This is a genomic window from Nocardioidaceae bacterium SCSIO 66511 (genome assembly GCA_023100825.1).
Classification (GTDB): domain Bacteria; phylum Actinomycetota; class Actinomycetes; order Propionibacteriales; family Nocardioidaceae; genus Solicola.
Genome location: CP095846.1, coordinates 1,492,766 through 1,517,459, shown reverse-complemented (window position 1 = coordinate 1,517,459; position 24,694 = coordinate 1,492,766). Strand labels below are relative to the sequence as shown.

Genomic DNA, 24,694 nt, shown 5'->3' with positions numbered 1-24,694 from the left:
GCAGCCGGTGGCGCGCAGGATCCAATCGAGCGGACGTGATCGGCGCCTCAGCAGTTGGCCGCCACCCATTCGTCGACGGCGGCGTACGCGTCGTCGACCTGCGGCGAAGACACCCGTGCCGGGTTGCGCGCGCCGCCGACCTTCTCTCGGATGAGATCGACGTCACCGGAGAGCGTGCCGGGAGCCGCCGACGACGCCTTCTCGAGCCGCTCGCGATACTCCGTACGCGCCGCCTGATGCTTCGGCCCCGCCTTGACCCCGTCGGCAGCGAGGCCGTCATCGACCGCGAGCGGGCAGAACTCGGATTCTCCGGCGCAACGGCTCATCAGCGCGGCTGCGAGGCCGAGGGCTGCGCCGGCGATGATCAGTCGACGCAAGGTCTGCGTCGCGGGCTCGGCTCCGTCGATGACTGCATCGTCTGCTCGCCTCCGGGCGCTCTGTCGGGTGGCGTCCAGATATAGCAGTCGAATGCCGATCGACCGCGCCACGACGCGCAGCCTCTCATCCCTTGGACCATGCGAGGTTCACATGAACGTCACGTGGGTGTGACGGTCGTGTCGACTGCAGTGCTTAGCGTCTCAGGTGTCGAGTCCTCCACTCGACACATCGAATCCGGAGGCGGCGAGGCCAGATGGTCGTACGTACGAAGAGCGAGCGGTACGGGCCGGCGTTCCTTCCCGCTCGCCTGGTGCGAGGCATCGGCGCCTCGATCGTGAACGGCCTCGCCGTCTTCGACCTCGTGGAGGGATCTCGGCGTAACGCGCTCGCCGCCTCGGTCGAGATCACCACTGCATGCGCCGAGCGGCGACGGGTGGACGCGTTCCTGGCCGATTACGCATCGGCATGGTCGCGTCCACCTCGCGCATCCGCGTGACCGGGCGCGAGGTTGCGTCGCTAGCGGCGATGCAACACCAGCAGGGCGCGGTCGTCGTGCGAGGTGCCGATCCGAGACAGTAGCCGGCGCGCACCATCGTGTACGCCGCTGTCGATCATGTGCTCGGCCTCGGCGACCAGCTTGTCGATGCCCCTGACGTAGTCCTGTGAGGGTGACTCGACGAGCCCGTCGGTGTAGAGCAGAACCGCGTCGCCCGAGCAGACCGAACCGGTCGCCGGCGCGAACTGCGCATCGTCGATCAGGCCGAGGGCCGGGCCTTCGGACGGTAGCGACAGCCACGATCGAGTACCGGCAACCCACTGCAGCACCGGCGGATGGCCGGCGGTACGTACCTCGAAGTCACCGCTTTCGAGGTCGATCACGATGTGAACGGCTGTTGCGAAGCCCTCGATCCACTCCTGGCGCAGCAGGTAGGTATTGGCCGCGCGCATGAACTCGTCGGGCGGCAACGCACCCAGCAGTCCGCCGAACGCGCCGGACAGCTGCAGTGCGCGCGTACCCGCACTGAGGCCTTTGCCCGAGACATCGACCATCACCACCTCGAGCTTCTCCGCGCCCGGAGTACGCGCCGAGACCATGAAGTCACCCGCGAACTGCGCTCCGTCGGCGGAACGCAGCGCCGACTGCGCGTACCAGCTGTCCGGCAGCGGTGGGAGCTCACCCTGAGCGAGGAGCCGGTCGCGGAGGTCGATGATCATCGACTCACCGAGCGATCCGGGCAGACCGGTCTCTGCCCGCGCGGACATCGTCAGGAGCATGCCGGCAATGACGGCGAGAACCAGAACCACGACGTTGCGTTCCGTCGAGGTGCCCTCCGAGGAGACCAGTACGCCGACACAACAGGCCTGCACCGCCACGGAGGCGGCGAACGGCCAGAACTGCAGCGTCACGCTCGCGATCAGCATCGGAATGACGAAGATGATCAGCGGGAAGAGCCCGCTCTTGTACAGCGCACCGGCGGTGACGACCAAGTTGACCGCGCAGAGGATCGCGAGCACGAGCAACTGGCGCCCGGCGCTCGCCGCAACCGATCGCTGAATGGTGGTTCGAACCGCCGACGGTCTTGCCCACAGCACAGTGCGAGCAGGATAAGCGGCCATGGCCGACAGCGTATCGTCGCCGCGGTATCGGATTCGGGTGAATTGACGAACTAGTGCCCTGTACTGGCCGATAGTGAAATCGTCAACCAGCCGGCGTTCGTTACACGGCGTGGTCACACCGTTGGTTCACGACCGTGCGCGCGGGGCCTTACGCCGGGAACGACGCTGGCAGCGCGGGCACCAGAACAGGTTCCGCGCAGCATGCAGCTCGCGCCGTACGGACGTACCGCAGACGAAGCAGGGCTCGCCGGTTCGGCGGTACACGTACACCTCGCCACCGTGATCGTCCACTCGTGGGTCTCGGCCCATCGCCTCGGGTTCGTGCTCCGGACGGACGGTGTCGATGCGGCCCGTCTTGACGCCTTCGGTCATCAGCGTGCGGAGGTCGGCCCACAGGTCGCGCCACTCGCCCTTCCTGAGCAGCCTGCCTTCCAAGAACGGGTCGATGCGATGCCGGAACAACAGTTCGGCCCGGTAGACGTTCCCGATGCCGGCGACGACACTCTGATCCATCAACAGAGCCGCGATCGACACCCGGGATCTGGAGATTCGAGCCCACGCACGGTCGGGGTCGGCGTCGTCGCGTAACGGGTCCGGTCCGAGCTTGCGAACAGCCGCCTCGACCTGGTCGCTCGTCCACAGCTCGCAAACCGTCGCACCGCGCAGATCGGCGTACGCGCGCGACGAGGCGATCCGCAGCCGGACGGCACCGCGCGGCAGACCGCCGGGACCGGGCTCGATGTCGAACTTGCCGATCAGCCCGAGATGGATGTGGATGAAGCGCTCGCCGGTGAACTCGATGAACAAGTGCTTGCCGTACGCCTCGCAACCGACTAGCTCGGCACCGTCGAGCAACGCCGCCGACTCGGCAAAACGACCCTGCGGACTCGATACGCGTACGGGGCCGCCGGCGAACGCATCGCCTATGGCGTTCGCGAGTCGGTGCAGCGTATGGCCTTCGGGCACCGGCTACCGGTCGCTCTCGTACTCGGCGAGCAGCTCGATGCGGCGCTGATGGCGCGCTTCGTTCGAGAACGGTGTCGCCAGGAACGTGTCGACCAGCCGGATCGACTGCTCGACCTCATGCATCCGGCCGCCGATCGAGACGACGTTGGCATCGTTGTGCTCACGGGCGAGGGCGGCGGTCTCATCGTTCCACGCCAGGGCGGCGCGTACGCCGCGTACCTTGTTGGCCGCGATCTGCTCGCCATTGCCGGATCCGCCGATCACGATGCCGAGGCTGCCTGCGTCGGCCACGACGGCTTCGCCCGCCGCGATGCAGAACGGCGGGTAGTCGTCGTCGGCGTCATAGGTGTGCGCGCCGTGGTCGGTCACATCGTGCCCGGCTTCGGTCAGATGCTCGACGAGACGTGCCTTCAGCTCGAAGCCGGCATGGTCGGAGGCGATGTGTACGCGCATGGCGCGAGTCTCCCAGGTCACGGCCGTCCGAGCTCCGCCAGGCCCCGTGGGAGGCCGGCGGAAGCGGTCATGGACGCAGTCGGGCGAGGCGGGCGGTCAGGTGGTCAAGTGCCGCGTCTGCGGCCGCGTGGACCCATGGCCGTCGCCAGAACCCGTGCGCGACACCGAGGTAGCGCTGCGCCGTCACCTCGACGCCCGCCGCGGCCAGGCGAGCGGCGAGGTCCTCTCCTTCGTCGCGAAGCACGTCATGCTCCGCCGTGACCAGCAGGGTCGGCGGCATCTTCGACAGGTCGGTCGCGTACGCCGGTGCGGCGTCGGGACGCGTGCGCAACGACTCGTCCGGGAGGTACGCATCCCAGTACCACCGCATCTCGTCGGACGGCAGCATGGCGATGTCTTGCGTACCGAACGACGCCGCCCCGCGGGCCGGGTCGAGCGGCGGGTACACAAGCACCTGGTACGCGAACGCGCCCGCGTCTCGCAGCGACATCCCGGCCACCAGGTTGGCGCCGGACGAGTCGCCTACTCCGACAATCCGGCTCGCGTCGAGCTGATGCTCGCCCGCGTGCGAACGCACCCATCCCAGAGCGGTCTCGACGTCGTCGAGCGGTGCGGGGTACGGATGCTCCGGCGACAGCCGATACTGCACCGCTACGACCGCCCAACCCGTACGCGCCGCGAGCTCACGACTCATGCGGTCGTGGGTGTCGAGATCACCCAACACCCAGCCGCCGCCGTGTACGTAGAAGATCACCGGAGCCTCCGGCGTAGGCCGGTAGATCCGGCAGACGACGCCGTTCGCGTCGACGTCGCGTACGTACTCGGTGGGCAGCCGGGGTTCGTCGAGCGCGTTGGCCGCCATCTCACGTCGGAACGCGTCGAGGTCGACGCCGGGCGCCGATACCGACTGCCCGGCCTCCGCTTCGGCGAGTTCCGCTGCCGCCTTCGGTGTGAGCACCATGAACGGCGCTCAGTCGAAGATCGGGTCGCGCGTACGCGTGCGCTTGAGCTCGAAGAACCCGTCGGTGCCCGCGACGAGCAGCACGCCGTCCCAGAGGCGTCCCGCGGCCTCCCCCTTCGGGGCCGGCGACACGACCGGACCGAAGAATGCGACGCCCTCGGTCGAGATGACCGGCGTGCCGACATCCATGCCGACCTGGTCCATACCGGCGTGGTGCGATTTGGAGAGCGCCTCGTCGTACTCGGTGCTGTCCATCGCATCGGCGAGGTCTGCGGGCAGGCCGACCTCGGTCAGCGCCTCGATGATCGTCTCGCGGTCGAGCTCGCGGTCCTGTACGTGCTTGCGCGTGCCGAGTGCGGTGTAGAGATCGCGGAGCACTTCTTCACCGTGGATCTGCGCGGCCGCGATGCAGACGCGTACGGGACCCAACCACTTCGGCAGCTGCTCCTTGTACCAGTCGTCGATGTCGTCGCGGCCCTCGTTGAGCAGCGACAGGCTCATCACATGGAAGCGCACGTCGAGCGGACGGACCTGCTCGGCCTCCAGCAGCCAGCGCGAGGACATCCACGCCCACGGACACACCGGGTCGAACCACAGGTCGACGGTCTTCGTACTCACGTTTCGTCCTCCACTCGTCACGGGTTGTACCTTCAAGCACAACGCGTAGGCGGACGCAGCCTATTCCGCACCACGGCAACCGGTGGCCGATCGTTCAGCGGCCGCCGAGCGGACGCCCGGCACGCATCTCCGCGACCAACGACGCGACGACGGCGTCAAGGGCGCCGCCATTGGCGTGCGCGACCGCACGCTGACGCTCGTACGACGCGCCACCCGCGATGACGTCTCGAACACCGTCGAGCTCGTCGGCGCAGCCGAGGTCTTCGGCAACCGGCTCGAGTACGCGCAGCAGGTGTTGCAGGTCGTCGACGACCAGCCCCTCGTCGCCGGCGTCGTCGAGGATCAAGATTGCGTCCATGCCGTACCGCGCCGCACGCCATTTGTTCTCCTGCGCGAACCACGGGGGTATCGACGGCAGCTCGCGACCGGCGTCGAGCTCACGGGAGAAGTGCTCCACCAGGCAATGCGTCAACGCGGAAAGACTGAGCAGCTCGGCAAGGGTGGGAATGCCATCGCAGATCCGTACCTCGATCGTGCCGAAGCGCGGCGACGGACGTACGTCCCAGCGCACCTCGGTCAGGTCGTCGATGACCCCGGTGTGCAGCATGTCGTCGACGTAGCGCTCGAACTCCGCCCAGGCACGAAACTGGAACGGCAGCCCGGCCGTCGGCAGCTGCTGGAACATCAGCGCCCGGTTCGACGCGTACCCGGTCTCGCTTCCGCCCCAGAACGGCGACGACGCCGAAAGGGACTGCAGGTGGCCGAAGTAGGTAAGCATCGCCCGCATGATCGGCAGCACCTTCTCGCGATCCTCGATGCCGACATGCACATGCACGCCGTAGATCAGCATCTGTCGGCCCCACCACTGGGTTCGGTCGATGAGCGTCGCGTAGCGCTCCTTGTCGGTAACGCGCTGGCGCGCCCACTGGGCGAACGGGTGGGTGCCCGCACACATCAGCTCCACCCGCAGCGGATCGGTGACGGTACGGAGCTCCTCGATGCTGCGGCAGAGGTCGTCGCCGGCCGCCCGGACCGTCTGGCACGGAGAGGTCACCACCTCGACGGTGTTCAGCAGCAACTCCTGGCGGATGTGCGGATGCTCCTCACCGTCGGCGGGGCGTACGGCGTCGAGCACCGTCTGCGCCACCTGGCGCAGGTCGCCGCTGTCGGCGTCGACGAGGGCGAGTTCCCACTCGATGCCGATACTCGACCGCGGCGACGTCGCGAACGGGATCTGCCGGACCGACCGCATGGGTCGATCCTGCCTGCTCCACGCGAATTGCGACAGCGGAGCCGGTCCGGCGATCCCGTGACCGGCAGCGTGGCAGGATTCGGGCATGCCCGGAACCAACCTCACCCGAGAAGAAGCCCGCACCCGAGCAGCGTCGCTCGCAGTGGACACCTACCGCGTCGAGCTCGACCTGACGTACTCAGACACCGAGTTCGTGTCGACGACCACGCTGCGATTCCGTTCACGAGACGACTCGACGTTCGCCGACCTGGTCGGCGCGTCGGACCTCGACATCGTCCTCAACGGCACCCCGTTGGACCCTGCCGACGTCTACCGCGACAACCGCATCGAGCTGTCCGGCCTAGCCGCAGAGAACGAGCTCGTCGTCACCGCGAAGCTGCCGTACTCACGTACGGGCGAGGGGCTGCACCGCTTCGTCGACCCCGCCGACGACCGCGTCTACCTGTACACGCAGTTCGAGGTTCCTGACGCGCGCCGCGTGTTCACGACCTTCGAGCAACCCGATCTGAAGGCGACCTTCGAGTTCCACGTCACCGCTCCCGACCACTGGCAGCTGGTGTCCAACAGCTCGACCCCCGCACCGGCGCCCGTACGCGACGGTGTGTCGATCTGGCGGTTCGAGCCGACACAGCGGATCTCGACCTACATCACCGCGCTGATCGCCGGCGAGTACGACGTCTGGCACGACACCTACACCGGTTCGTACGGCGAGATCCCGCTGCGGCTGTTCGCACGGCGGTCGCTGGCCGAGTACTTCGACACCGACGAGATCTTCACCATCACCAAACAGGGCTTCGGCTTCTTCGAGCAGCAGTTCCAGATGGGCTACCCGTTCGCCGGCACGTACGACCAGGCGTTCGTACCGGAATACAACATGGGCGCGATGGAGAACGCCGGCGCGGTGACGTACCGCGACGAGTACATCTTCCGCAGCCGCCAGACCGAGTCCGCGTACGAGTCGCGGTCGAACACCATCCTGCACGAGATGGCGCACATGTGGTTCGGCGATCTCGTCACGATGCGCTGGTGGGACGACCTGTGGCTGAACGAGTCGTTCGCCGAGTGGGCGTCGCATCATGCGAACGTCAACGCGACCCGCTTCACCGAGGCGTGGACCGGCTTCGCGAACGCCCGCAAGGCCTGGGCGTACCGCCAGGACCAGCTGCCGTCGACGCATCCGATCGCGGCCGACAACTACGACCTCGAGGCCGTCGAGGTGAACTTCGACGGCATCACCTACGCGAAGGGCGCATCGGCGCTGCGCCAGCTCGTCGCGTGGGTCGGCGAGAAGGAGTTCGTCGCGGGCCTACGCACGTACTTCAGCCGGCATGCGTACGCCAACTCCGAACTGAGCGACCTGCTGACCGCACTCGAAGAGTCGTCGGGCCGCGACCTCGGACCATGGGTCGCCGAGTGGCTCCAGACCTCCGGAGTCAACACCCTGCGCGCGGCGTTCGACACCGACGACGACGGCAACTTCACCTCGTTCGCGGTCGAGCAGTCCGCGCATCCCGACTACCCGACGCTGCGTCGGCATCGCATCGGCATCGGGCTGTACGACCGCACCGAACGCGGGTTGGAGCGGCGCGACAGTGTCGAGATCGACATCGCCGGCGGGACGACCCCGGTCGACGCGCTGGTCGGCGTACAACGCCCGGACCTCGTGCTGCTCAACGACGGCGACCTGACGTACGCGAAGATCCGCCTCGACGAGCGCTCGCTCGCAACGGTGGTCGGCGGCATCGCGACCTTCACCGAGTCGCTGCCGCGCGCCCTGTGCTGGGGCGCCGCGTGGGACATGACCCGCGACGCGGAGATGAGCGCATCCGACTTCGTCACGCTGGTGCTCGGCGGCATCGCGACCGAGACCGACCTCACCGCGGTCGGCACCCTGCTGAACCAGTCGCGGACCGCTGTGACGCTGTACAGCGACCCCGACCAGCGCGAAGCACTCGCGTCGCGGTGGGAGCAGGGCGTCCGCGCGCTACTCGACGGAGCCGCCGCCGGTAGCGACCATCAGCTGGCGTTCGCCCGGGCGTACGCCTCAGCTGCGCGTTCGGACGAGGCGGCCGCGTACCTCCGCGGCCTGCTCGACGGCTCGGTCACACCGGCCGGGCTCACCGTCGACGCCGATCTGCGATGGAGCGTGGTGAGCGGACTGGCGCGGATGGGCGAGTTCGGCGAGGCCGAGATCGCGGCCGAGCTGACCCGCGACAACACCATCTCCGGCCAGGAGCATGCGGCCGGAGCACGCGCGCAGCGTCCCGACGCCGACGCGAAGGCAACGGCATGGGAAGCCGCGGTCGTACGCGATGACGTGCCGAACGAGACCCAGCGCAGCATTGCGGCGTCGTTCCAGGTCGCCGGCCAGGAGTCGGTGCTCGATCCGTACGTCGAGCGCTACCTCGACATGGCCGAAACGGTGTGGGAAGCCAAGGGCGTGCAGCTCGCGAGCATCGCGCTCATCTACCTGTTCCCGCGGGCCATTCCGTCGCCCGAGCGACTGGCGCGGATCGACGAGTGGATGGCGTCGACCTCGGCGAATCCGGCGGCGAAGCGGCTCGTCGGCGAGGGCCGCGACGATATGGCGCGGGCGCTGCGGGCTCAGCAGCGCGACGCGCGCGGCTGACGTACGAGGGGCGCCCGTTTTTTGCTATCTATCACGCATAGCTCCAAACCTATTGGAGCTATGCGTGATAGATACAAAACGACGGAGCCGCGGCATTCGCGTTCGCAAACGGGTCGCGATGCCTTGGCCGAAGCGGCTCAGTGCTCGAACCGGCTCAGTGCCCGGTGAGCTCTTCGCGCTTCTCACTCGCCGCGCGGGCGGCGATCACGCCACCGTCGGTCTCACGGCGGATGGGGTACGTATGCGCCTTCTTCGTGTGCGTCAGCCAGCCGAAGGTGCCGATCGCCGCGAACAGCAGCAGCGGGATGCCAACGAAGACCAGCAGCACGTCCATCGTGGAGTACGACTCGCTGTTCTCCCAGGTCGACGGCATCTCGGCGGACGCCTGACCGGCCGACGCGAGGACGAGGAACACCGGCACGATCGCCGTGGCGGCCAATCCGGCCGCGACACGCTTGGCAGTCTGCATGCCAACACTCTACCGAGCCGTCATGCCCAGCCCACCATGACCCATACCCGCCCGCTGGGCATGACGTACGCGCGTAGACACGCGGGCGTTTCGCACTCGAACGTCACGCTCACGGGGGCGGCGCCGGGCCGATGGGCCGTACGCTGGGGCGCATGTCCGAGATCCACGAGTTGAGCGCGCTGGAGATCGCCGCCGCGTACGCCGCGGGTGAAACCGATCCGGTCGAGGTGGTCGACCACTTCCTGGCCCGCGTCGACGCACACTCGGACGACTACGGCGCGTTCGTCACCGTCACCGCCGACCAGGCACGTGAGCGCGCTCGCGCGGCGAGGGCCGTGCTCGCCGACAACGACGACGACCGGCGTACGCCTCTCACCGGCGTACCGACGGCGATCAAGGACCTCAGCCTGACCGCCGGCGTACGTACGACGTTCGGCTCGGCAGCCATGGAGGACTTCGTACCCGAGGTGTCCGACGAGTTCGTCACCCGTATCGAGTCCGCGGGCATGGTCAGCCTCGGCAAGACGAACACACCGGAGTTCGGCTCCCCCTGCTACACCGAGCCGGACGTCGCTCTGCCCGCGCGCACTCCGTACGACCGTGAGCGAAGTGCCGGCGGATCGTCCGGCGGCGCGGCGGCGGCCGTCGCTGCCGGGCTCGTACCGGTCGCGCAGGGCTCCGACGGTGGCGGGTCGATCCGCATCCCCGCCAGCGTGTGCGGCCTCTTCGGCATCAAGCCCACCCGCGGGCGGATCAGCGCCGCCCCGAGGTACGGCGATGTGACCGGGCTGTCGACGCCCGGGCCGCTTGCATTGACCGTACGTGACGCCGCGGCGCTACTCGACGTCATGGCTGGGCCCGCCGACAGCGACGCCACCTGGGCCGAGCGGCTCGCACCTGACGACTCGTACCTCGCGCGCTGCGACCACGACCCCGGCCGGCTCCGCATCGCCCGGTTCGCGACGCCCGTCATAGCCGACGTCGACGTCGACCCACAGGTATTGTTCGCGTACGACCAACTCAGTGAGACGCTCGAGGACCTCGGCCACAGCGTCGATGACATCGACCCGCCGGTGAGCGGATCCGTCGTGCCGGTCTTCGAGACGATCTGGGCGGTCAGCGCGTCGACGTTCCCGGTCCCGAACGAGCGACTGGAACGCCTTCGCCCGCTCAGCCGCTGGTTACGCGAACGCGGTGCAACGACCTCCGGGCCCGAGTTCGCCGAAGCGCTGGTGCGCATGAACCAGATCGGCGCCAAGGCGATCGGCGCACTTGCGCCGTACGACGCCGTGCTCACACCGACGCTTGCACAGCTACCCGCGCCGATCGGCGGCATCCGCAACGACGACGACCCCGCCGCGGACTTCGAAGCACAAAAGGCGTTCACACCGTTCACCGCCCTGTGGAACGTCACCGGCATGCCGGCCGTGTCGCTGCCCAGTGCGTGGTCGACCGACGGACTCCCGATCGGGACCATGCTCGCCGGACGCCCGGGCGCCGAGCATGTGCTCCTCGGCCTGTCCGCTCAGATCGAAGCAGCACTGTCGACCGACGGGCGCCCCTGGAACAGACCACCGGTCGCCCCGCGATGATGGCACGGCACGCGCGCGCCGACCTGCTCACAGACGGCCGACTCAGTATCGAGTCGTGGCAGACCCAGCACATCGAGGCGATCACACCGTGGATCCGCCCGGATGCCGAGTGGAAGCTGTGGGACGGCCCGTACTTTCCGGCGCCGTCCCCCTCGGCGCGGGATGCGATGGCGACCAAGCTCGCCGAAGACCCGTGGCAGCGCGATGCCTCCACGGGCCTCCCGAAGCGGCTCGCGATCTGCGTCGAAGGCACCGCTGTCGGCAGCGTCTCGTGGCATTGGGAAGATCCCGGCGCGGGCTGGGTGCGCGTCGGCATCGTGATCTACGACCCCGACTACTGGGGTCGCGGGCACGGTACGAGTGCGCTACGGATGTGGATCGGCTGGCTCGCCCGCGACGACGGCATCCACCGCATCGACCTCGTCACCTGGTCGGGCAACGAGCGGATGATCCGCACCGCGAAATCGCTCGGCATGGTCGAGGAGGGCCGACTGCGCGATGCCCGGGTCGTGCGCGGCGAGCGGTACGACTCGGTGATCATGGGCATGCTCACGCCGTCTCGGATTGAGTGATCCGTACGGTTCTCGTACCGTCGGAGCGTGCCCGACGACCTTCTGACTGCCGACGACACCGCCAACTGCTGGGATGACTCCAGCAATACGGTCTGCAATGTCGTGTACGACTGGACCGGCCACAACGGTACGGCCGCCGAGGTGGCGAACTGGATCGTCGCCAAGCCGCTTTCCATCGCGGTCCTGATCATCGTCGCGATCGTCGCCCGGTGGGTGCTGCACCGGCTGATCGAGCGACTGACCGACCGTGCCGCCAAGGGCGCGCCCCCGGGCATGCTGCAACGCAAGAACGGCGAGCCCAAGCCGGCGAACCAGGTCGGCTCCGCGCGCCGCGAGCAACGCACCCGCACCCTCGGCTCGGTGCTCAAGAGCATCGTGACGGGTGTCATCTTCGCGGTGGTCACGTTCATGGTGATCGCCGAGCTCGGCTACGACATCGCACCGCTGCTCGCGAGCGCAGGCATCGTCGGCCTCGCCGTCGCCTTCGGTGCACAGAACCTCGTCTCCGACTTCGTGTCGGGCACGTTCATGATGATCGAGGACCAGTACGGCGTCGGCGACGAGGTCGACCTCGGCGACGCGGTAGGCACGGTCGAAGCCGTGTCGCTGCGGATGACCCGCGTACGCGACGTCAACGGCACCGTTTGGTACGTACGCAACGGCCAGATCATGCGGGTCGGCAACTCCAGCCAGAACTGGGCCCGCACCGTGCTCGACGTACGCGTTTCGTACACCGAAGACCTCAGGCAGGTACGCGAGGTGCTGCACGACGTCGCGAAGGCGCTCTGGCAGGACCCCGACTGGGGCGGCTACGTGCTCGAGGAGCCGGAGGTCTGGGGCGTCGAACGCTGGGACCCCGATGCGATCGTGCTTCGCGTCGTGCTCAAGACCGCACCCCTCAAGCAGTGGGGCGTTGCGCGCGAGATGCGCGAACTGGTCAAGGACCGCTTCGACGCACTCGGCATCGAGATTCCGCTCCCCCAGCGCGTCATCCACGTCCAGAACGACCCCGCTGAGACACCGGACGACACTGACGCCCAGTCTTAGCGCCCGGATGACGCAGATGCCGGGCTGACCGGCAACTGCAGCCGAGATTCGCTCGTAGGCCCGAGCGCGCTCACTCCCATGGGGGATCCTCGGCGCATGCGTCCGCGGAAGGCTCGGCCATATGACTACCGCCACCACGCCGACGGCCGCAACGAGCTCATGGCTCGACCGTACGGGCCCGGCTGCTTTCGTCCTGTTGTCCGCGTACGCGGTTGTTCGCGCGTGCTGGCAGGTACTGGGGTTTCCCGGCGATATGGCGCCCGGTGACATCAAGTCCGATCTGGTCGGCTTCACCGGCTGGGCGGGGGTCGCCCTGCCGTTGTCCGGAGCTGTCGTTGCTGCCGGGCACATCCGGCGTCCGAGCGGCGTCGGCGCCCGCAGAGCCCTGCTCATCGCAGGGCCAGTGGTCGGTCTTGCCCTGGTCGCCGCGGGTGCGCTCTTCCTGCTCGACCTGATGGCCATGATGTTCCCCGGCATCGGCCTCGAGTTCCTTCCCGCCGGGATGCTCAGCCGGCTGGTGTGCGTGGGCTCGGGCACCTTGCTGCTGTTGTCGTCGCTCGCCTTCGTCAACGACGTACGCCGCGCCTGCCGGCGCTGCGGCCGCACCGAGAAATCCGTCGGCCGCCTCGACACGACGCCCAGGTGGGCGTACATCGCTGCGTACGTCGCGGTCGGTGGGTGCGTCGTCCGGATCATCGCGCAGGCCGCCGTGGGCTTCGGCGAGAACCCGTTGTCGAGCGGTGTCGCGGCGATGGCGTTCGAGGGCGGGTTCCTGCTCGCGGGCAGCCTCCTTCCGCTCGCCCTCGTGCACGGTTGGGGACGTCGCTGGCCGCGATGGGTTCCCTTCCTGGCATCGCGTCGCATTCCGCGCTGGCTGGTGCTCGGGCCGGGCACGGGCGTCTCGGCGGGAATCGTCGTCTACTTCGGCATCATGCTGGTGGTGATGGTCGGCGAGCGGTTACAGGGTCGCAACCCGTTCCCGCCGACCGGCGGGCTGGATCTCCCGGAGACGTTCTTCTGGTTCGCCGTGCCCGCGTACTTCATCTGGGGGTGCGGGATGGCCGTCGCTGCGGCCGCCTACTTCCTTCGTACGCGGCCGGTCTGCCGCCGCTGCGGCAGGTGAGGTGGGGCACAACCACCGACGTCGGGGACCGGTGTCGACCGCGGCAACGATACAGTTCGAATGACAGATATCGCGCCCGGCGACGGGTACGGATGGGACGCGAAAGGAGTCGCCCCGTGAGCCAGCCCCCCGCAGGCGGCGAATGGCCCCCCAACGGTGAGCAGCCGGACGGACAGCAGCCCTACGGTCAGCAGCCCGGGCAGCCTCAATACGGTCAGCAGGGCCAGCAGCCCTACGGCCAACAGCCGGGCCAGCCACAGTACGGTCAGCAGGGCCAGCAGCCCTACGGCCAACAGCCAGGCCAGCAGCAGTATGGCCAGCAGCCGTACGCGCAGGCGCCCTACGGTCAGCAGGGCTACGGGCAGGATCCGTACGGTCAACAGCCGAAGAGTTCGAAGCTCCCCCTGATCATCGGCATCGTCGTCGCCGCGATCGTCGTGATCGGCGGCGGTCTCGTGGCCGTCTTCGCGCTGGGTGGCGACGATGAAGACTCCGACGACGGGTTCAACGCCTCGTCGGAGTCGATCAAGGGCGACGGCTATACGTACCCGCTGCCCGAAGACTGGTACGACCTGTCCGATGACCTCGAGTCGGAGCAGACCTCGGCCGGCATCGATACTTTCGTCGCAGTGGAGAACGACGCCGAGAAGCCGGAGACGAACGTTCTCGTAGAGGTCGATGACCTCCCCGGCGACGTCGAGCTCGACACGATCCGTGATCAGTGGGAGTCGAACGTCTCCGCCAGCCTCACCGGTGCTGACAAGACGCAACTCGACGACACGACGATCGACGGCGAGGACGCGATCGGGGTCCGGATCAAGGGCACCAACACCAACGACATCGACGTCACCCAGGAGGCGTACCTCGCCCTCGTCGACGACAAGGCATACACGATCGCGCTGTCGTACGAGACCGACGACGCCGATGACTACGAGGGCTACCTCAGCGACCTGTTCGACGAGTGGGCCTGGGAGTGACCGGGCGTACGAACCCCTGACCCGGCACGCTTGAGGCGTACGTGAGAATGGGCCGGTGAGCAGTACCGAGGCAGCAGGGCAGACGTTCTACGATGCGATCGGCGGGCACGAGACGATCAAGCGAATCGTCGATCGCTTCTACGAGGGCGTCGAGTCCGATCCGGTCCTACGCCCGCTCTATCCTGAAGAGGATCTCGGCCCCGCCAACCGGCGGTTCCGGATGTTCCTCGAGCAGTACTGGGGCGGCCCGACCACGTACTCCCAGGAGCGCGGCCATCCGCGGCTGCGCATGCGCCACGCGCCGTTCGCGGTGACGCCCGAGGCGAAGGACCGCTGGCTGGTTCACTTCCGCGCCGGCCTCGACGAGGTCGCGCTGCCACCGGACCTCGACGCGCAGTTCTGGGAGTACGTGAACCACGCGGCGATGTTCATGGTCAACGCTGCTCCAGAATCCTCGTGACCCCCGCGCGCTCGACGTCGCGTAGCGGCCGCGAGCGCTGCGCGGCCGCGTCGAAGGCGACCACGGTCGTCCGCGAGCGCGCAAGTGATTCCGCGCCATCGGTGATCACGGCTTCGAGGTCGAACGACGACGTACCGATGCGGGTCGCCCGGGTCTCGATCACGTACGGCTCCGCGCGGAACATCACCGGCCGCCGGTAGTCGACGACGGTCCGGGCGACCACGAAACCCAACACCTCGTCGGCGGATGCTGCCTCGGCCATCGCCATGATCCGGGCCTCTTGGAAGTACTCGAAGTACATGACGTTGTTCACGTGTCCGTACGCATCGACGTCGGACCAACGCACCCAGCACTCGTAGCGGTGCGGTTCAGGTCGTGCGTCAGGCATCGGCGACCTCCTCCTCCAGGAACCGCCCGAGCAGCTGCTTCTCGTCGGGCGTCAGGCGGCGTGGGCGTTCGGCCGCGAACACGAACGGCGAGAGGAGCGTGGTCGCTCTCGCATACACGCGTCGCTCGCCGTCGTGCTCGTCGAAGATCTCGTACGCGAGAGTGAAGGTCGCCGCGCTGATCCGCGTCACCCACGACTCGATGGACACCGGCTCGGGCCGGTACGAAAGCGGGGCAAGGAACTCGATGTCGTGCTGCACGACGACGATCCCCTCGGCAAGCTCTTCCCCGAGAGCGGACCTGCCGTGCAACCGCAGCAGGTCGACGCGAGCCTCTTGCAGGTAGTCGACGTAACGGACGTTGTTGACATGTCCGAGTGCATCCATGTCGGCCCAACGCAACGGACAGCGATAGAGATGTCGCACGAGGACGATCCTTCCAGACAATCGACCTCGTGGATGCGAGCGCCGCCACATTCGGTCCGACGACAGGGCAATAGGCTGAACCTGTGAAGAGCCTGCAGCAGATCGACCAGTGGCCCGTCGACAACGCGTCCGCGGCCATCGTTGCTCGCGACGGCGAGGTGCTGGGTACCCACGGCGATATCGGCCGGGTGTATCCGTTGGCCTCGGTGACGAAGCTGCTCACCGCGTACGCGGTGCACATCGCGATCGAGGAGGGCGCCTTCGAACTGGACGACGCAGCCGGTCCGAGCGGTTCGACGGTACGACATCTGCTGGCGCACGCGTCCGGGCTCGACTTCGACTCCGACGAGGTACGCGCGGCACCGGGCGATCGCAGAATCTACTCCAACACCGGCTTCGCTGTGCTCGCTCGGACGCTCACCCGGCGCTCCGAGATCGAGTTCGCGGACTATCTGCACGAGGCCGTGCTCGCCCCGTTGGGGATGACCTCGTCGGCGCTCGAGGGGTCCGCGGGCGCGGGCGCTCGATCGAGCCTCGCCGACCTCGCACGATTCGCCGCCGAGCTGCAACGGCCGACACTGCTCGACCCCAGTACGCTCGCTGCCGCGACCCGAGTGGAGTTCCCCGGGCTCGACGGCGTGCTCCCCGGCTTCGGTCGACAGCGCCCCAACGACTGGGGCCTCGGGTTCGAGCTCCGCGACGGCAAGAACCCGCACTGGACGGGAGGATCGAGCTCACCGGAGACCTTCGGCCACTTCGGCCAGTCGGGAACCTTCCTGTGGGTGGATCCCCGTGCCGGTGCGGCCTGTGTCGTACTCACCGACCGCGACTTCGGACCATGGGCCGCAGAAGCCTGGCCGGTCCTGACCGACGCGATCCTCGCCGAGCTGCACGGCTGAGCAGCGGTCAGGACTCGTTCGCCTCGAACAGCTCGACCGGGTTCCCGCTCGGGTCGTTCACGAGCACCTGCCTACCGGCCACACCTTCGATGATCTCGCTGCGCCGGCGTACTCCCGCCGCGTCCAACTGCGAGACCATCCGGTCCAGATCGTCCACGGGAAGCGAGAATCTGTTCCAGCCGCCGGGCTCGGGAACCGTGCCGTCGGACATCGCCTGGCCCCCGCCGCCACGCCCGCTCGGCGAGCTCAAGGCGAGGCGCAGGTCGTCGTACGCGAGCATCGCGAACGACGGTGCGGGATGCATGACCTCCGCGAACCCGAGCCGATCGCGGTAGAACGCGATCGCCTCGTCGACGTCGTGCACGATGTAGCGGACCGTCACGGTGCCCATGGCCTCAGGTTACGCCGATCTCAGTGCCTGCCAATCAGCTCGCGTCAGCTCGTACTCGACCTCGCCCTGGTCCGCGCCGGGCAGTGGCTCGTCCCACGTCGGGTGGTATGTACGCACGTAGCGCATGCCGAGACTGCGCATGACGCCTCGGGATCCGGCGTTGACGGCCATCGTCTGCGCGATCACGCGGTTCATCCCGACGGTCTCGAAGGCGTGTCGCAGCAGCACCGTCGACGCCTCGCGAGCGAATCCCTGACGCCAGTGCCTGCGGGCGATGCGGTAGCCGAGATCCGCGACAGTCGGGTCGTCCGGCTGGTCGGGCCCGTGCGCACGCGGCAGCATCATCAGGCCGATGAACTCCCCCAGGCCTTCGTTCGCGGGTGCCCGATCGTCGCCGCGGTATGCGATCCAGAACCCGAGCCCGTCGGCTTCACGCCCATGCGCCATCCGGCGTGCATGCGACGTGACCACCTCGTCGCGAGAACGCGCACGTCCGAAGAGGTAGCGAAGCACCTCGGCGTCGGAGTCGAGCTCGACCTCGAGCTCCAGGTGGCGGTCGGCGAGAGGTACGAGAAGCAGTCGCTCGGTGCGCAGGGTCGGTTGAGGCATGAGGGTGACGATGGCGTACCCGGACCACTTCCGCGAGCCATTTTCCGCCCACCCGGCCCGCTGGCCCGCACGTTTCTGCCCCTGAATCGCGAGAATCGGGGCTGAAACGTGCGGCCCAGCGGGGCCGGGGGTGCGGGCCAGCGGGGTGGGGTGCGGCTCAGCGCGGGTGCGGAGGCTCAGACGCCGCCCGTCAGCGTCATACCGCCATCGAGGACGATGTTCTGACCGGTCACCCAGGACGCCTCGTCGGACAGCAGGAAGGCCACGGCCGACGCGATGTCGGTAGGTGCACCGAGTCGACCCATCGGGTATCCGTCGACGACGTCGGTTTCCTTGCCCTCGTACAACAGCTTGGCGAAGTCGGTTTTCACGACCGCGGGTGCGACCGAGTTGACTCGTACGCGCGGGGCGAGTTCCAACCCAAGCTCCTCGGTCACGTGCATCAAGGCACGCTTGGACGCACCGTACGCACCCATACCCGGTGCGGGCTTGATCCCCGCAACCGATGCGACGTTGACGACGGAGCCGCCGTGCTCGCGCATCCAGACGGCGTACGCACGTTGCGTCCAGGCGAGGGCCGCGACGACATTGACCTGGAAGATCTTCGCGACCGCGCCGAGATCGACGTCGATCATCGGACCGTACGCAGGGTTGATACCCGTGTTGTTGACGAGGTGGTCGAGCCGCCCGTACGTGGCGACGACCTCCTCGACGACCTGCTGTTGATGCGTCGGGTCGTCGGCCTTGCCGGCGATGCCCATCGCGTGGTCGGCGCCGCCGAGCGACTCGACCGCCTCCGCAAGCGGACCAGGTTTGCGCGCAGTGATGCACACCCGTGCGCCTTCGTCGACGAGACGGTGAGCGATCGCGAGCCCGATGCCCCGGCTCGCACCCGTCACCAGCGCCACTCGGCCCGCAAAGCGCGCTGCCGAACGTGTCTCTTCGCTCAAGACAGGCGCTCCAGCACCATCGCCATCCCCTGGCCCCCGCCGACGCACATGGTCTCGAGGCCGAACTGCTTATCGTGGAACGCAAGCGAATTGATCAGCGTGCTGGTGATCCGGGCTCCGGTCATCCCGAACGGATGCCCGACCGCGATCGCGCCGCCGTTGACGTTGAGCTTGTCCAGGTCGATATCGAGGGCCCGGGCCGAGGGAATCACCTGCGCCGCGAACGCCTCGTTGATCTCGACCAGGTCGATGTCGTCGATGGTCATCCCCGCGCGGGCAAGAGCCTGCTTGGACGCCTCGACCGGGCCGAAACCCATGATCTCCGGCGACAATGCCGTCACACCCGTCGACACGATCCGGGCGAGTGGGGTGATCCCGAGCTCGGCAGCGCGCGTATCGCTCATCACGACGAGTGCCGCCGCACCGTCGTTCAACGGACAGCAGTTGCCCGCGGTGACGGTGCCGTCGGGACGGAACACCGGCTTGAGCTCGGAGACCTTCTCCAGCGTGACGCCGGCCCGCGGCCCGTCGTCTGCCGTGACGACCGTGCCGTCGGGAGTCGTCACCGGTGTGATGTCGCGCTGCCAGAACCCGTCGGCGATCGCCTTCTCGGCGAGGTTCTGGCTTCGTACGCCGAACTCGTCCTGCTCCGCACGCGTGATGCCCTCGAGCTGGGCGAGATTCTCTGCGGTCTGCCCCATCGCGATGTACGCGTCGGGAAGGTCGGCGTTCTCGCGCGGATCGACCCAGGTCTGTCCGCCGGCAGCAAAGCGTTCGGTACGCGCCATGGCGTCGGCCAACAACGGGTTCTTGATGTCCTGGCCGGGGATGTAGTCGCTGTTGCCCTTGGCGAATCGGCTCACCGCCTCGACTCCGGCGGAGATGAACACGTCTCCCTCCCCCGCCTTGATCGCGTGGTAGGCCATCCGCGTCGTCTGCAGGCTCGACGAGCAGTACCGGGTGATCGTCGTGCCCGGTACGTCGTCGAGGCCGAGCAGCACGGCGACGATGCGCGCCATGTTGAAGCCCTGTTCGCCCCCTGGGAGCCCACAGCCCAGCATGAGGTCCTCGATCTCATGCGGATCGAGTTGTGGGACCTTGTCGAGCGCCGCCTTGACCATCGCCGCGGCGAGGTCGTCGGGACGCAGGTCCTTCAGTGATCCCTTGTTCGCGCGACCGATCGGCGAGCGAGCAGCGGAGACGATGACTGCTTCGGGCATGCGGGGTTCCTTCCGTCGTGGGGCTTCGTCGGCGGCTCAGAAGCCGATCTCGCGACCGATGAGCTCCTTCATGATCTCGTTCGAACCGGCCCAGATCTTGGTCACGCGGGCATCTCGCCAGGCACGTGCCACGCGATATTCGTTCATGAACCCGTAGCCCCCGTGCAGCTGCACACAGTCGTCGAGGACGGCGTTCTGCACCTCGGCGGCCCACCACTTGGCCTTCGCCGCATCGGTCGCGGTCAGGTCGCCGCGGCGATGCGCCTCGACGCACTGGTCGATGAACGCCTGTGCCACCTCGATCTTGGTGACGAGCTCGGCAAGGAGGAACTTATTGTGCTGGAAGGCGCCGATCGACTGGCCGAACGCCTTGCGGTCCTTCGCGTACTCAATCGTCTCGTCGAGGATCTGCGCGGCGTGCGCGATGTTCGAGACGCCGGCACCGAGGCGCTCCTGCGGAAGGCGCTCCATCATGTAGATGAACCCGCGGTCGACCTCGCCGACGACCTGTTCCGGGCCGACGCGTACGTCCTCGAAGAACAGCTCTGCGGTGTCGGACTCGGTCTGGCCGACCTTGTCGAGCTTGCGTCCGCGGGAGAAGCCGCTCATGCCGGCCTCGATCGCGAACAACGTGATGCCCTTGGCCTTCTTCTCCGGGCTGGTACGCGCGGCGACGACGATCAGGTCGGCGGAGTAGCCGTTGGTGATGAACGTCTTGGAGCCGTTGATGAGCCAGCCGTCGCCGTCGCGCACCGCCGTGGTCTTCAGCGCGGCGAGGTCGGAGCCGCCGGACGGCTCGGTCATCGCGATGGCGGTGAGGATCTCGCCCGAGCAGACTCCCGGTAGCCAGCGCTGCTTCTGCTCCTCGGTGCAGAGATCGACGAGGTACGGCGCGACGATGTCGGCGTGGATACCGACGCAGGACGACAGCGCCGCGTTGACCTTGCTGAGCTCCTCGGCCCACACGGCGTTGAAGCGATAGTCCTCGGCGCCCGAACCGCCGTACTCCTCGGGGACCTCGAGCCCGAGGAAGCCCTGCTTACCGGCCTCCAGCCAGAACTCGCGCGGGATCGCCCGCGCTTCCAGGTGCTCCTCGACGTACGGCCGGGCGTGCCGGTCGAGGAACTCCCGGCAGGATGCTCGAAAGGCCTCGTGATCGTCGTTGTAGATGTACCGCTTCATGACCTGCCCTCAATTCATTGACTAAGCGCTTGCTCAGCATCTAACGTCCGAGCAGTACGTGTCAACGCGCGGCGAGATCAGGGTGGAGCGCAGATGAAGAGGAGCACGTCGCGCGACCGACTCATCGACGCGGCGGTCGAGGCATTCGCCGAGCGCGGGTTCCATGCGACCACGACCCGGGACATCGCCGCCCGCGCCGGGATGAGCCCGGCGGCCCTGTATGTGCATCACGCGTCGAAGGAGGACGTGCTCTTCGAGGTCAGCAAACTCGGTCACGAGCGCACCCTGGCTGCCGTACGCGACGCCGTCGCCGAGGTCGACAGGCCTGCCGAGCGGCTCGCCGCGTACGTACGCGCGTTCACGTGGTGGCATGCGGAGAACCACACGCGCGCCAGGATCGTGCAGTACGAGCTCGACTCGCTCGCACCCGCGCATTACGAGGTGGTCGTGGCAATGCGTCGAGAGATCGAGGACGTGCTGCGCGCCGTGCTCGTCGACGGCGTACGTGAGCAGGTCTTCGACCTCACCGAAGACGAAATCCCAGGGACGGCAATCGCCTTGCTGTCCCTGGGAATCGATGTGTCGCGCTGGTACCGCGACGACGGATCACGCTCGGCCCCCGAAATAGCCGAGCGCTACGCCGCTCTCGCGCTCCGTATTGCCGGAGCGCGTGAGTAGGTCAGGCCTGCAGAACGGCCTCGACGGTCAGCTGGATCGTCACCTTGTCGCCGATCATCAGCTTGTCGCCCGACACCGGGATGTTGAAGTCGATGCCGAACTCCTTGCGGCTGATCTCGGTGGTGGCCTCGAGGCCGATACGGGTGCCGCCCCACGGGTCCGGGCCCTCGCCGAGTACCTCGACATCGAGCTCGACCGGCTTCGTGACGCCGCGAATCGTCAGGTCGCCCAACGCGACGTACTTGTCACCCTTGTCGCGCACACCGGTCGACCGGAAGGTCATCTCGGGGGTCTCCTCGACGGAGAAGAAGTCGCTGGAGCGCAGGTGGTTGTCGCGGTCCTCCGTGCCGGTGTTGACCGACGAGAGATCGATCGTCGCGGTGGCGACCGAACCGAGACCAGTGCTGTCGGTGACGATCTCGCCCTCGAACTTCTCGAACTTGCCGCGCACCTTGCTCATCAGGTGACGAACCGTGAACCCCACCTCCGAGTGGGTGGTGTCGATCTGCCAGGTTCCTGCGGTGTACTCAGCCATGCTGTCGGCTCCTCGCCTCGGATTAGTTGTTGCTTCAACAGTTTCTAATGTAGCGGCCACTAGTTGAGACGTCAACTAGCGGTACGCTGTGTCCTATGACACAGGCATTGAGTAACTCCGAGACGCAGTGGCTCGACGACGAGCAGCAGCGCCACTGGCGTGCCTTCCTCGGAGGTACGACGATCCTGTTCGAGCGCCTCGATCGAGATTTGCGCGAGAAGCACAACCTGTCGATGCCGGAGTACGAGATCCTGGTCCGGCTGTCCGAGGCACCCGACCGCCGGATGCGGATGGCCGAGCTCGCCCAGTCGGTGGCACAGTCGCGCAGCCGGACGACTCACACGATCGCCCGGCTGCAGAACGCCGGACTGGTAGCCCGCGAGGCGAGCCCCGACGACGGTCGCGGTGTGCTCGCGCTGCTCACCGCCACGGGGCTCAGGAGGCTCGAGGAGGCAGCACACACGCACGTACGCGGCGTACGGGCGTACCTGCTGGATGCCGTCACCGGTGACGAGTTCACCGCTATCGGCAAAGCCTTCGACGCGGTTCGCCGGGAGCTAGGTGGCAAACCGTTCTGACCGCGAGACTGCTCGCGGCCGTGGGTTGATCAGGGTCGGGTGAGTCGGCGGTGGGTGACCCGGTGCGGACGCGCCGCCTCGGCGCCGAGGCGCTCGACCTTGTTCTGCTCGTAGTCGGCGAAGTTGCCTTCGTACCAGAACCACTGTGCAGGATCCTCGTCGGTGCCTTCCCACGCGAGGATGTGCGTTGCTACGCGATCGAGGAACCACCGGTCGTGTGAGACGACCACAGCACAGCCCGGGAACTCGAGCAGAGCATCCTCGAGCGACTGCAGGGTCTCGACGTCCAGGTCGTTGGTCGGCTCATCGAGCAGCAGCAGGTTGCCGCCCATCTTGAGGGTCAACGCGAGGTTGAGCCGGTTACGCTCGCCGCCGGACAACACGCCCGCGGCCTTCTGCTGGTCCGAGCCCTTGAAGCCGAACGACGCGACGTATGCACGGCTCGGCACTTCGTAGTTGGCGACCTTGATGAAATCCAACTCGTCGGAGACGAGCTGCCAGACGTTCTTCTCGGGGTCGAGGCCACCGCGGCTCTGGTCGACATAGGAGATCTTGACCGTCTTACCGACGTCGAGACTGCCGGAGTCGGGCTTCTCCTGGCCGACGATCATCCGGAACAGCGTCGACTTACCGACGCCGTTGGGGCCGACGACACCGACGATGCCCGCGCGCGGCAGGTTGAACGACAGGCCGTCGAACAGCTCACGCTCGCCGAAGCTCTTGTGCAGATCCGATGCCTCGAGCACGACATCGCCGAGGCGCGGACCGGCCGGGATGTTGATCTCCTCGAAGTCGAGCTTGCGATTGCGCTCCGCCTCCGCGGCCAGCTCTTCGTACCGCTTCAGGCGCGCTTGGTTCTTCGTCTGCCGCGCCTTCGGGTTGGATCGCACCCACTCCAGCTCCTGCTCGAGGATCCGGGCGCGCTTGGCGTCCTTCTTGCCCTCGACGACGAGGCGCTGCTTCTTCGTCTCGAGGTACGTCGAGTAGTTGCCTTCGTACGGATGCGTCTTGCCGCGGTCGAGCTCGAGGATCCACTCGGCGACGTTGTCGAGGAAGTACCGATCGTGAGTGATGGCGAGGACTGCGCCCGGGTAGCTCGCCAGATGCTGCTCGAGCCACTGCACGCTCTCGGCGTCGAGGTGGTTGGTGGGCTCGTCGAGCAGCAACAGGTCGGGCTGCTCCAGCAGCAGCTTGCACAACGCGACCCGGCGTCGCTCACCACCGGACAGGTGGTCGACCACCTCGTCTGGCGGCGGGCAGCGCAGCGCGTCCATCGCCTGGTCGAGCCGCGAGTCGAGGTCCCAGGCATTGGCGTGGTCGAGGTCGGCCTGCAGGTTGCCCATCTCGGCGAGCAACGTGTCGTAGTCGGCATCGGGATCGGCGAGCTCGGCGCTGATCGCGTTGAAGCGATCCAGCTTCGTCTTGACCTCGACGACCGCCTCTTGGACGTTCTCCAGCACGGTCTTGCCCTCGGTCAGAGGCGGCTCCTGCAGCAGGATGCCGACCGTCGCCTCCGGATCGCGGATGGCGTCGCCGTTGTTGGCGTGCTCGAGCCCCGCCATGATCTTCAACAGGGTCGACTTGCCGGTGCCGTTCGGACCGACGACGCCGATCTTCGCCCCATGCAGGAACGACAGAGTGACGTTGTCGAGGACGACCTTGTCGCCGTGGGCCTTACGGACGTTGCGCAGTGTGAAGATGTACTCGGCCATGATCACCAAGCCTA

At 67.5% G+C, this 24,694-nt stretch carries 28 protein-coding genes; 11 read left to right on the top strand and 17 right to left on the bottom strand.

All coding sequences use genetic code 11. The features are described 5' to 3' along the window. Window positions 1-47 precede the first annotated feature (47 nt). The gene (locus MU582_07130; GenBank protein ID UPK76400.1) at window positions 48-488 is read right to left on the bottom strand and encodes a hypothetical protein; all 441 of its coding nucleotides are present in this window, start codon (window positions 486-488) and stop codon (window positions 48-50) included. A gap of 143 nt (window positions 489-631) precedes the next feature. On the opposite strand from MU582_07130, the gene MU582_07125 reads away from it, so the two are divergent. After that, entirely contained in the window at window positions 632-874 is a 243-nt protein-coding gene (locus MU582_07125) for a hypothetical protein (protein ID UPK76399.1), read from the top strand. Between the two features lie 20 nt (window positions 875-894). Here the strand turns inward: MU582_07125 and MU582_07120 are convergent, their stop codons facing one another. From MU582_07120 to MU582_07095, 6 genes are all read right to left on the bottom strand, one after another. Next, window positions 895-1,995 (bottom strand): serine/threonine-protein phosphatase, encoded by a 1,101-nt coding sequence (locus MU582_07120; GenBank protein ID UPK76398.1) that lies wholly within the window; start codon window positions 1,993-1,995, stop codon window positions 895-897. Window positions 1,996-2,121: 126 nt separating this feature from the next. Then, window positions 2,122-2,961, bottom strand: a complete 840-nt coding sequence (locus MU582_07115) for an Fpg/Nei family DNA glycosylase (GenBank protein UPK76397.1) — start codon at window positions 2,959-2,961, stop codon at window positions 2,122-2,124. Window positions 2,962-2,964: 3 nt separating this feature from the next. Next, window positions 2,965-3,414, bottom strand: a complete 450-nt coding sequence (locus MU582_07110; GenBank protein ID UPK77128.1) for a ribose-5-phosphate isomerase — start codon at window positions 3,412-3,414, stop codon at window positions 2,965-2,967. 67 nt (window positions 3,415-3,481) lie between these two features. Next, a complete protein-coding gene (locus MU582_07105; GenBank protein UPK76396.1) occupies window positions 3,482-4,375 on the bottom strand; it encodes an alpha/beta hydrolase in 894 nt (297 codons plus the stop codon). Between the two features lie 9 nt (window positions 4,376-4,384). Continuing rightward, a complete protein-coding gene (locus MU582_07100; protein UPK77127.1) occupies window positions 4,385-4,939 on the bottom strand; it encodes a disulfide bond formation protein DsbA in 555 nt (184 codons plus the stop codon). A gap of 148 nt (window positions 4,940-5,087) precedes the next feature. After that, the gene (locus MU582_07095; protein ID UPK76395.1) at window positions 5,088-6,245 is read right to left on the bottom strand and encodes a glutamate--cysteine ligase; all 1,158 of its coding nucleotides are present in this window, start codon (window positions 6,243-6,245) and stop codon (window positions 5,088-5,090) included. Between the two features lie 85 nt (window positions 6,246-6,330). Here MU582_07095 and pepN point away from each other — a divergent pair, with 85 nt between their 5' ends. Further along, the gene (gene pepN / locus MU582_07090; protein UPK76394.1) at window positions 6,331-8,874 is read left to right on the top strand and encodes an aminopeptidase N; all 2,544 of its coding nucleotides are present in this window, start codon (window positions 6,331-6,333) and stop codon (window positions 8,872-8,874) included. Between the two features lie 154 nt (window positions 8,875-9,028). On the opposite strand, the gene MU582_07085 is transcribed toward pepN, so the two are convergent. Next, a complete protein-coding gene (locus tag MU582_07085; protein UPK76393.1) occupies window positions 9,029-9,343 on the bottom strand; it encodes a hypothetical protein in 315 nt (104 codons plus the stop codon). Window positions 9,344-9,495: 152 nt separating this feature from the next. On the opposite strand from MU582_07085, the gene MU582_07080 reads away from it, so the two are divergent. The 6 genes from MU582_07080 (at window position 9,496) to MU582_07055 (ending at window position 15,114) form a co-directional block, all read left to right on the top strand. Further along, a complete protein-coding gene (locus MU582_07080) occupies window positions 9,496-10,935 on the top strand; it encodes an amidase (protein ID UPK76392.1) in 1,440 nt (479 codons plus the stop codon). Then, entirely contained in the window at window positions 10,932-11,507 is a 576-nt protein-coding gene (locus tag MU582_07075; protein UPK76391.1) for a GNAT family N-acetyltransferase, read from the top strand. The genes MU582_07080 and MU582_07075 overlap by 4 nt, the downstream gene beginning before the upstream one ends. Before the next feature lie 27 nt (window positions 11,508-11,534). After that, complete coding sequence (locus MU582_07070; GenBank protein UPK76390.1) at window positions 11,535-12,554, top strand: mechanosensitive ion channel family protein; 1,020 nt, start codon at window positions 11,535-11,537, stop codon at window positions 12,552-12,554. A 121-nt stretch (window positions 12,555-12,675) separates the two neighbouring features. Then, window positions 12,676-13,677, top strand: a complete 1,002-nt coding sequence (locus MU582_07065; GenBank protein UPK76389.1) for a hypothetical protein — start codon at window positions 12,676-12,678, stop codon at window positions 13,675-13,677. Between the two features lie 116 nt (window positions 13,678-13,793). Then, window positions 13,794-14,654: a hypothetical protein gene (locus MU582_07060; GenBank protein UPK76388.1), complete on the top strand. Its 861-nt coding sequence runs from the start codon at window positions 13,794-13,796 to the stop codon at window positions 14,652-14,654. Window positions 14,655-14,709: 55 nt separating this feature from the next. Next, entirely contained in the window at window positions 14,710-15,114 is a 405-nt protein-coding gene (locus MU582_07055) for a globin (protein UPK76387.1), read from the top strand. Here MU582_07055 and MU582_07050 read toward each other — a convergent pair. Continuing rightward, window positions 15,089-15,502, bottom strand: a complete 414-nt coding sequence (locus MU582_07050) for an acyl-CoA thioesterase (GenBank protein UPK76386.1) — start codon at window positions 15,500-15,502, stop codon at window positions 15,089-15,091. The two genes, MU582_07055 and MU582_07050, sit on opposite strands and share 26 nt — an antisense overlap. Further along, complete coding sequence (locus MU582_07045; GenBank protein ID UPK76385.1) at window positions 15,495-15,926, bottom strand: acyl-CoA thioesterase; 432 nt, start codon at window positions 15,924-15,926, stop codon at window positions 15,495-15,497. Before MU582_07045 ends, MU582_07050 begins: the two co-directional genes overlap by 8 nt. An 83-nt stretch (window positions 15,927-16,009) precedes the next feature. Here MU582_07045 and MU582_07040 point away from each other — a divergent pair, with 83 nt between their 5' ends. Continuing rightward, on the top strand, window positions 16,010-16,825 hold the full coding sequence (locus tag MU582_07040; protein ID UPK76384.1) for a beta-lactamase family protein: 816 nt from the start codon (window positions 16,010-16,012) through the stop codon (window positions 16,823-16,825). Window positions 16,826-16,832: 7 nt separating this feature from the next. On the opposite strand, the gene MU582_07035 is transcribed toward MU582_07040, so the two are convergent. The 5 genes from MU582_07035 to MU582_07015 form a co-directional block, all read right to left on the bottom strand. Next, the gene (locus MU582_07035; protein UPK76383.1) at window positions 16,833-17,216 is read right to left on the bottom strand and encodes a VOC family protein; all 384 of its coding nucleotides are present in this window, start codon (window positions 17,214-17,216) and stop codon (window positions 16,833-16,835) included. A 9-nt stretch (window positions 17,217-17,225) separates the two neighbouring features. Next, window positions 17,226-17,825: a GNAT family N-acetyltransferase gene (locus tag MU582_07030; protein UPK76382.1), complete on the bottom strand. Its 600-nt coding sequence runs from the start codon at window positions 17,823-17,825 to the stop codon at window positions 17,226-17,228. Between the two features lie 176 nt (window positions 17,826-18,001). Further along, window positions 18,002-18,775, bottom strand: coding sequence for an SDR family oxidoreductase (locus tag MU582_07025; GenBank protein UPK76381.1), 774 nt, complete (start codon window positions 18,773-18,775; stop codon window positions 18,002-18,004). Beyond that, a complete protein-coding gene (locus tag MU582_07020; GenBank protein ID UPK76380.1) occupies window positions 18,772-19,995 on the bottom strand; it encodes an acetyl-CoA C-acetyltransferase in 1,224 nt (407 codons plus the stop codon). The genes MU582_07025 and MU582_07020 overlap by 4 nt, the downstream gene beginning before the upstream one ends. A gap of 36 nt (window positions 19,996-20,031) precedes the next feature. After that, window positions 20,032-21,177 carry an acyl-CoA dehydrogenase family protein gene (locus MU582_07015; GenBank protein UPK76379.1) on the bottom strand — a complete coding sequence of 382 codons (1,146 nt, stop codon included), beginning with the start codon at window positions 21,175-21,177 and terminating at the stop codon, window positions 20,032-20,034. Window positions 21,178-21,270: 93 nt separating this feature from the next. Between MU582_07015 and MU582_07010 the strand changes: the two genes are divergently transcribed. Next, window positions 21,271-21,855: a TetR/AcrR family transcriptional regulator gene (locus MU582_07010; GenBank protein UPK76378.1), complete on the top strand. Its 585-nt coding sequence runs from the start codon at window positions 21,271-21,273 to the stop codon at window positions 21,853-21,855. A gap of 1 nt (window position 21,856) precedes the next feature. Here the strand turns inward: MU582_07010 and MU582_07005 are convergent, their stop codons facing one another. Further along, a complete protein-coding gene (locus MU582_07005; GenBank protein ID UPK76377.1) occupies window positions 21,857-22,390 on the bottom strand; it encodes a YceI family protein in 534 nt (177 codons plus the stop codon). Window positions 22,391-22,485: 95 nt separating this feature from the next. On the opposite strand from MU582_07005, the gene MU582_07000 reads away from it, so the two are divergent. Next, complete coding sequence (locus MU582_07000; GenBank protein UPK76376.1) at window positions 22,486-22,968, top strand: MarR family transcriptional regulator; 483 nt, start codon at window positions 22,486-22,488, stop codon at window positions 22,966-22,968. A gap of 29 nt (window positions 22,969-22,997) precedes the next feature. On the opposite strand, the gene ettA is transcribed toward MU582_07000, so the two are convergent. Continuing rightward, window positions 22,998-24,680 (bottom strand): energy-dependent translational throttle protein EttA, encoded by a 1,683-nt coding sequence (gene ettA / locus MU582_06995; protein UPK76375.1) that lies wholly within the window; start codon window positions 24,678-24,680, stop codon window positions 22,998-23,000. Window positions 24,681-24,694: the final 14 nt, after the last annotated feature.

What these genes read in the sequence shown, in the direction of transcription:
- MU582_07125 (UPK76399.1), top strand. Translation starts at nt 632, where the DNA reads ATGGTCGTACGTACGAAGAGCGAGCGGTACGGGCCGGCGTTCCTTCCC.
- MU582_07120 (UPK76398.1), bottom strand. Translation starts at nt 1,995, where the DNA reads ATGGCCGCTTATCCTGCTCGCACTGTGCTGTGGGCAAGACCGTCGGCG.
- MU582_07110 (UPK77128.1), bottom strand. Translation starts at nt 3,414, where the DNA reads ATGCGCGTACACATCGCCTCCGACCATGCCGGCTTCGAGCTGAAGGCA.
- MU582_07105 (UPK76396.1), bottom strand. Translation starts at nt 4,375, where the DNA reads ATGGTGCTCACACCGAAGGCGGCAGCGGAACTCGCCGAAGCGGAGGCC.
- MU582_07100 (UPK77127.1), bottom strand. Translation starts at nt 4,939, where the DNA reads ATGTCCTCGCGCTGGCTGCTGGAGGCCGAGCAGGTCCGTCCGCTCGAC.
- MU582_07095 (UPK76395.1), bottom strand. Translation starts at nt 6,245, where the DNA reads ATGCGGTCGGTCCGGCAGATCCCGTTCGCGACGTCGCCGCGGTCGAGT.
- pepN (UPK76394.1), top strand. Translation starts at nt 6,331, where the DNA reads ATGCCCGGAACCAACCTCACCCGAGAAGAAGCCCGCACCCGAGCAGCG.
- MU582_07085 (UPK76393.1), bottom strand. Translation starts at nt 9,343, where the DNA reads ATGCAGACTGCCAAGCGTGTCGCGGCCGGATTGGCCGCCACGGCGATC.
- MU582_07080 (UPK76392.1), top strand. Translation starts at nt 9,496, where the DNA reads ATGTCCGAGATCCACGAGTTGAGCGCGCTGGAGATCGCCGCCGCGTAC.
- MU582_07075 (UPK76391.1), top strand. Translation starts at nt 10,932, where the DNA reads ATGATGGCACGGCACGCGCGCGCCGACCTGCTCACAGACGGCCGACTC.
- MU582_07065 (UPK76389.1), top strand. Translation starts at nt 12,676, where the DNA reads ATGACTACCGCCACCACGCCGACGGCCGCAACGAGCTCATGGCTCGAC.
- MU582_07050 (UPK76386.1), bottom strand. Translation starts at nt 15,502, where the DNA reads ATGCCTGACGCACGACCTGAACCGCACCGCTACGAGTGCTGGGTGCGT.
- MU582_07035 (UPK76383.1), bottom strand. Translation starts at nt 17,216, where the DNA reads ATGGGCACCGTGACGGTCCGCTACATCGTGCACGACGTCGACGAGGCG.
- MU582_07030 (UPK76382.1), bottom strand. Translation starts at nt 17,825, where the DNA reads ATGCCTCAACCGACCCTGCGCACCGAGCGACTGCTTCTCGTACCTCTC.
- MU582_07020 (UPK76380.1), bottom strand. Translation starts at nt 19,995, where the DNA reads ATGCCCGAAGCAGTCATCGTCTCCGCTGCTCGCTCGCCGATCGGTCGC.
- MU582_07015 (UPK76379.1), bottom strand. Translation starts at nt 21,177, where the DNA reads ATGAAGCGGTACATCTACAACGACGATCACGAGGCCTTTCGAGCATCC.
- MU582_07010 (UPK76378.1), top strand. Translation starts at nt 21,271, where the DNA reads ATGAAGAGGAGCACGTCGCGCGACCGACTCATCGACGCGGCGGTCGAG.
- MU582_07005 (UPK76377.1), bottom strand. Translation starts at nt 22,390, where the DNA reads ATGGCTGAGTACACCGCAGGAACCTGGCAGATCGACACCACCCACTCG.
- MU582_07000 (UPK76376.1), top strand. Translation starts at nt 22,486, where the DNA reads ATGACACAGGCATTGAGTAACTCCGAGACGCAGTGGCTCGACGACGAG.
- ettA (UPK76375.1), bottom strand. Translation starts at nt 24,680, where the DNA reads ATGGCCGAGTACATCTTCACACTGCGCAACGTCCGTAAGGCCCACGGC.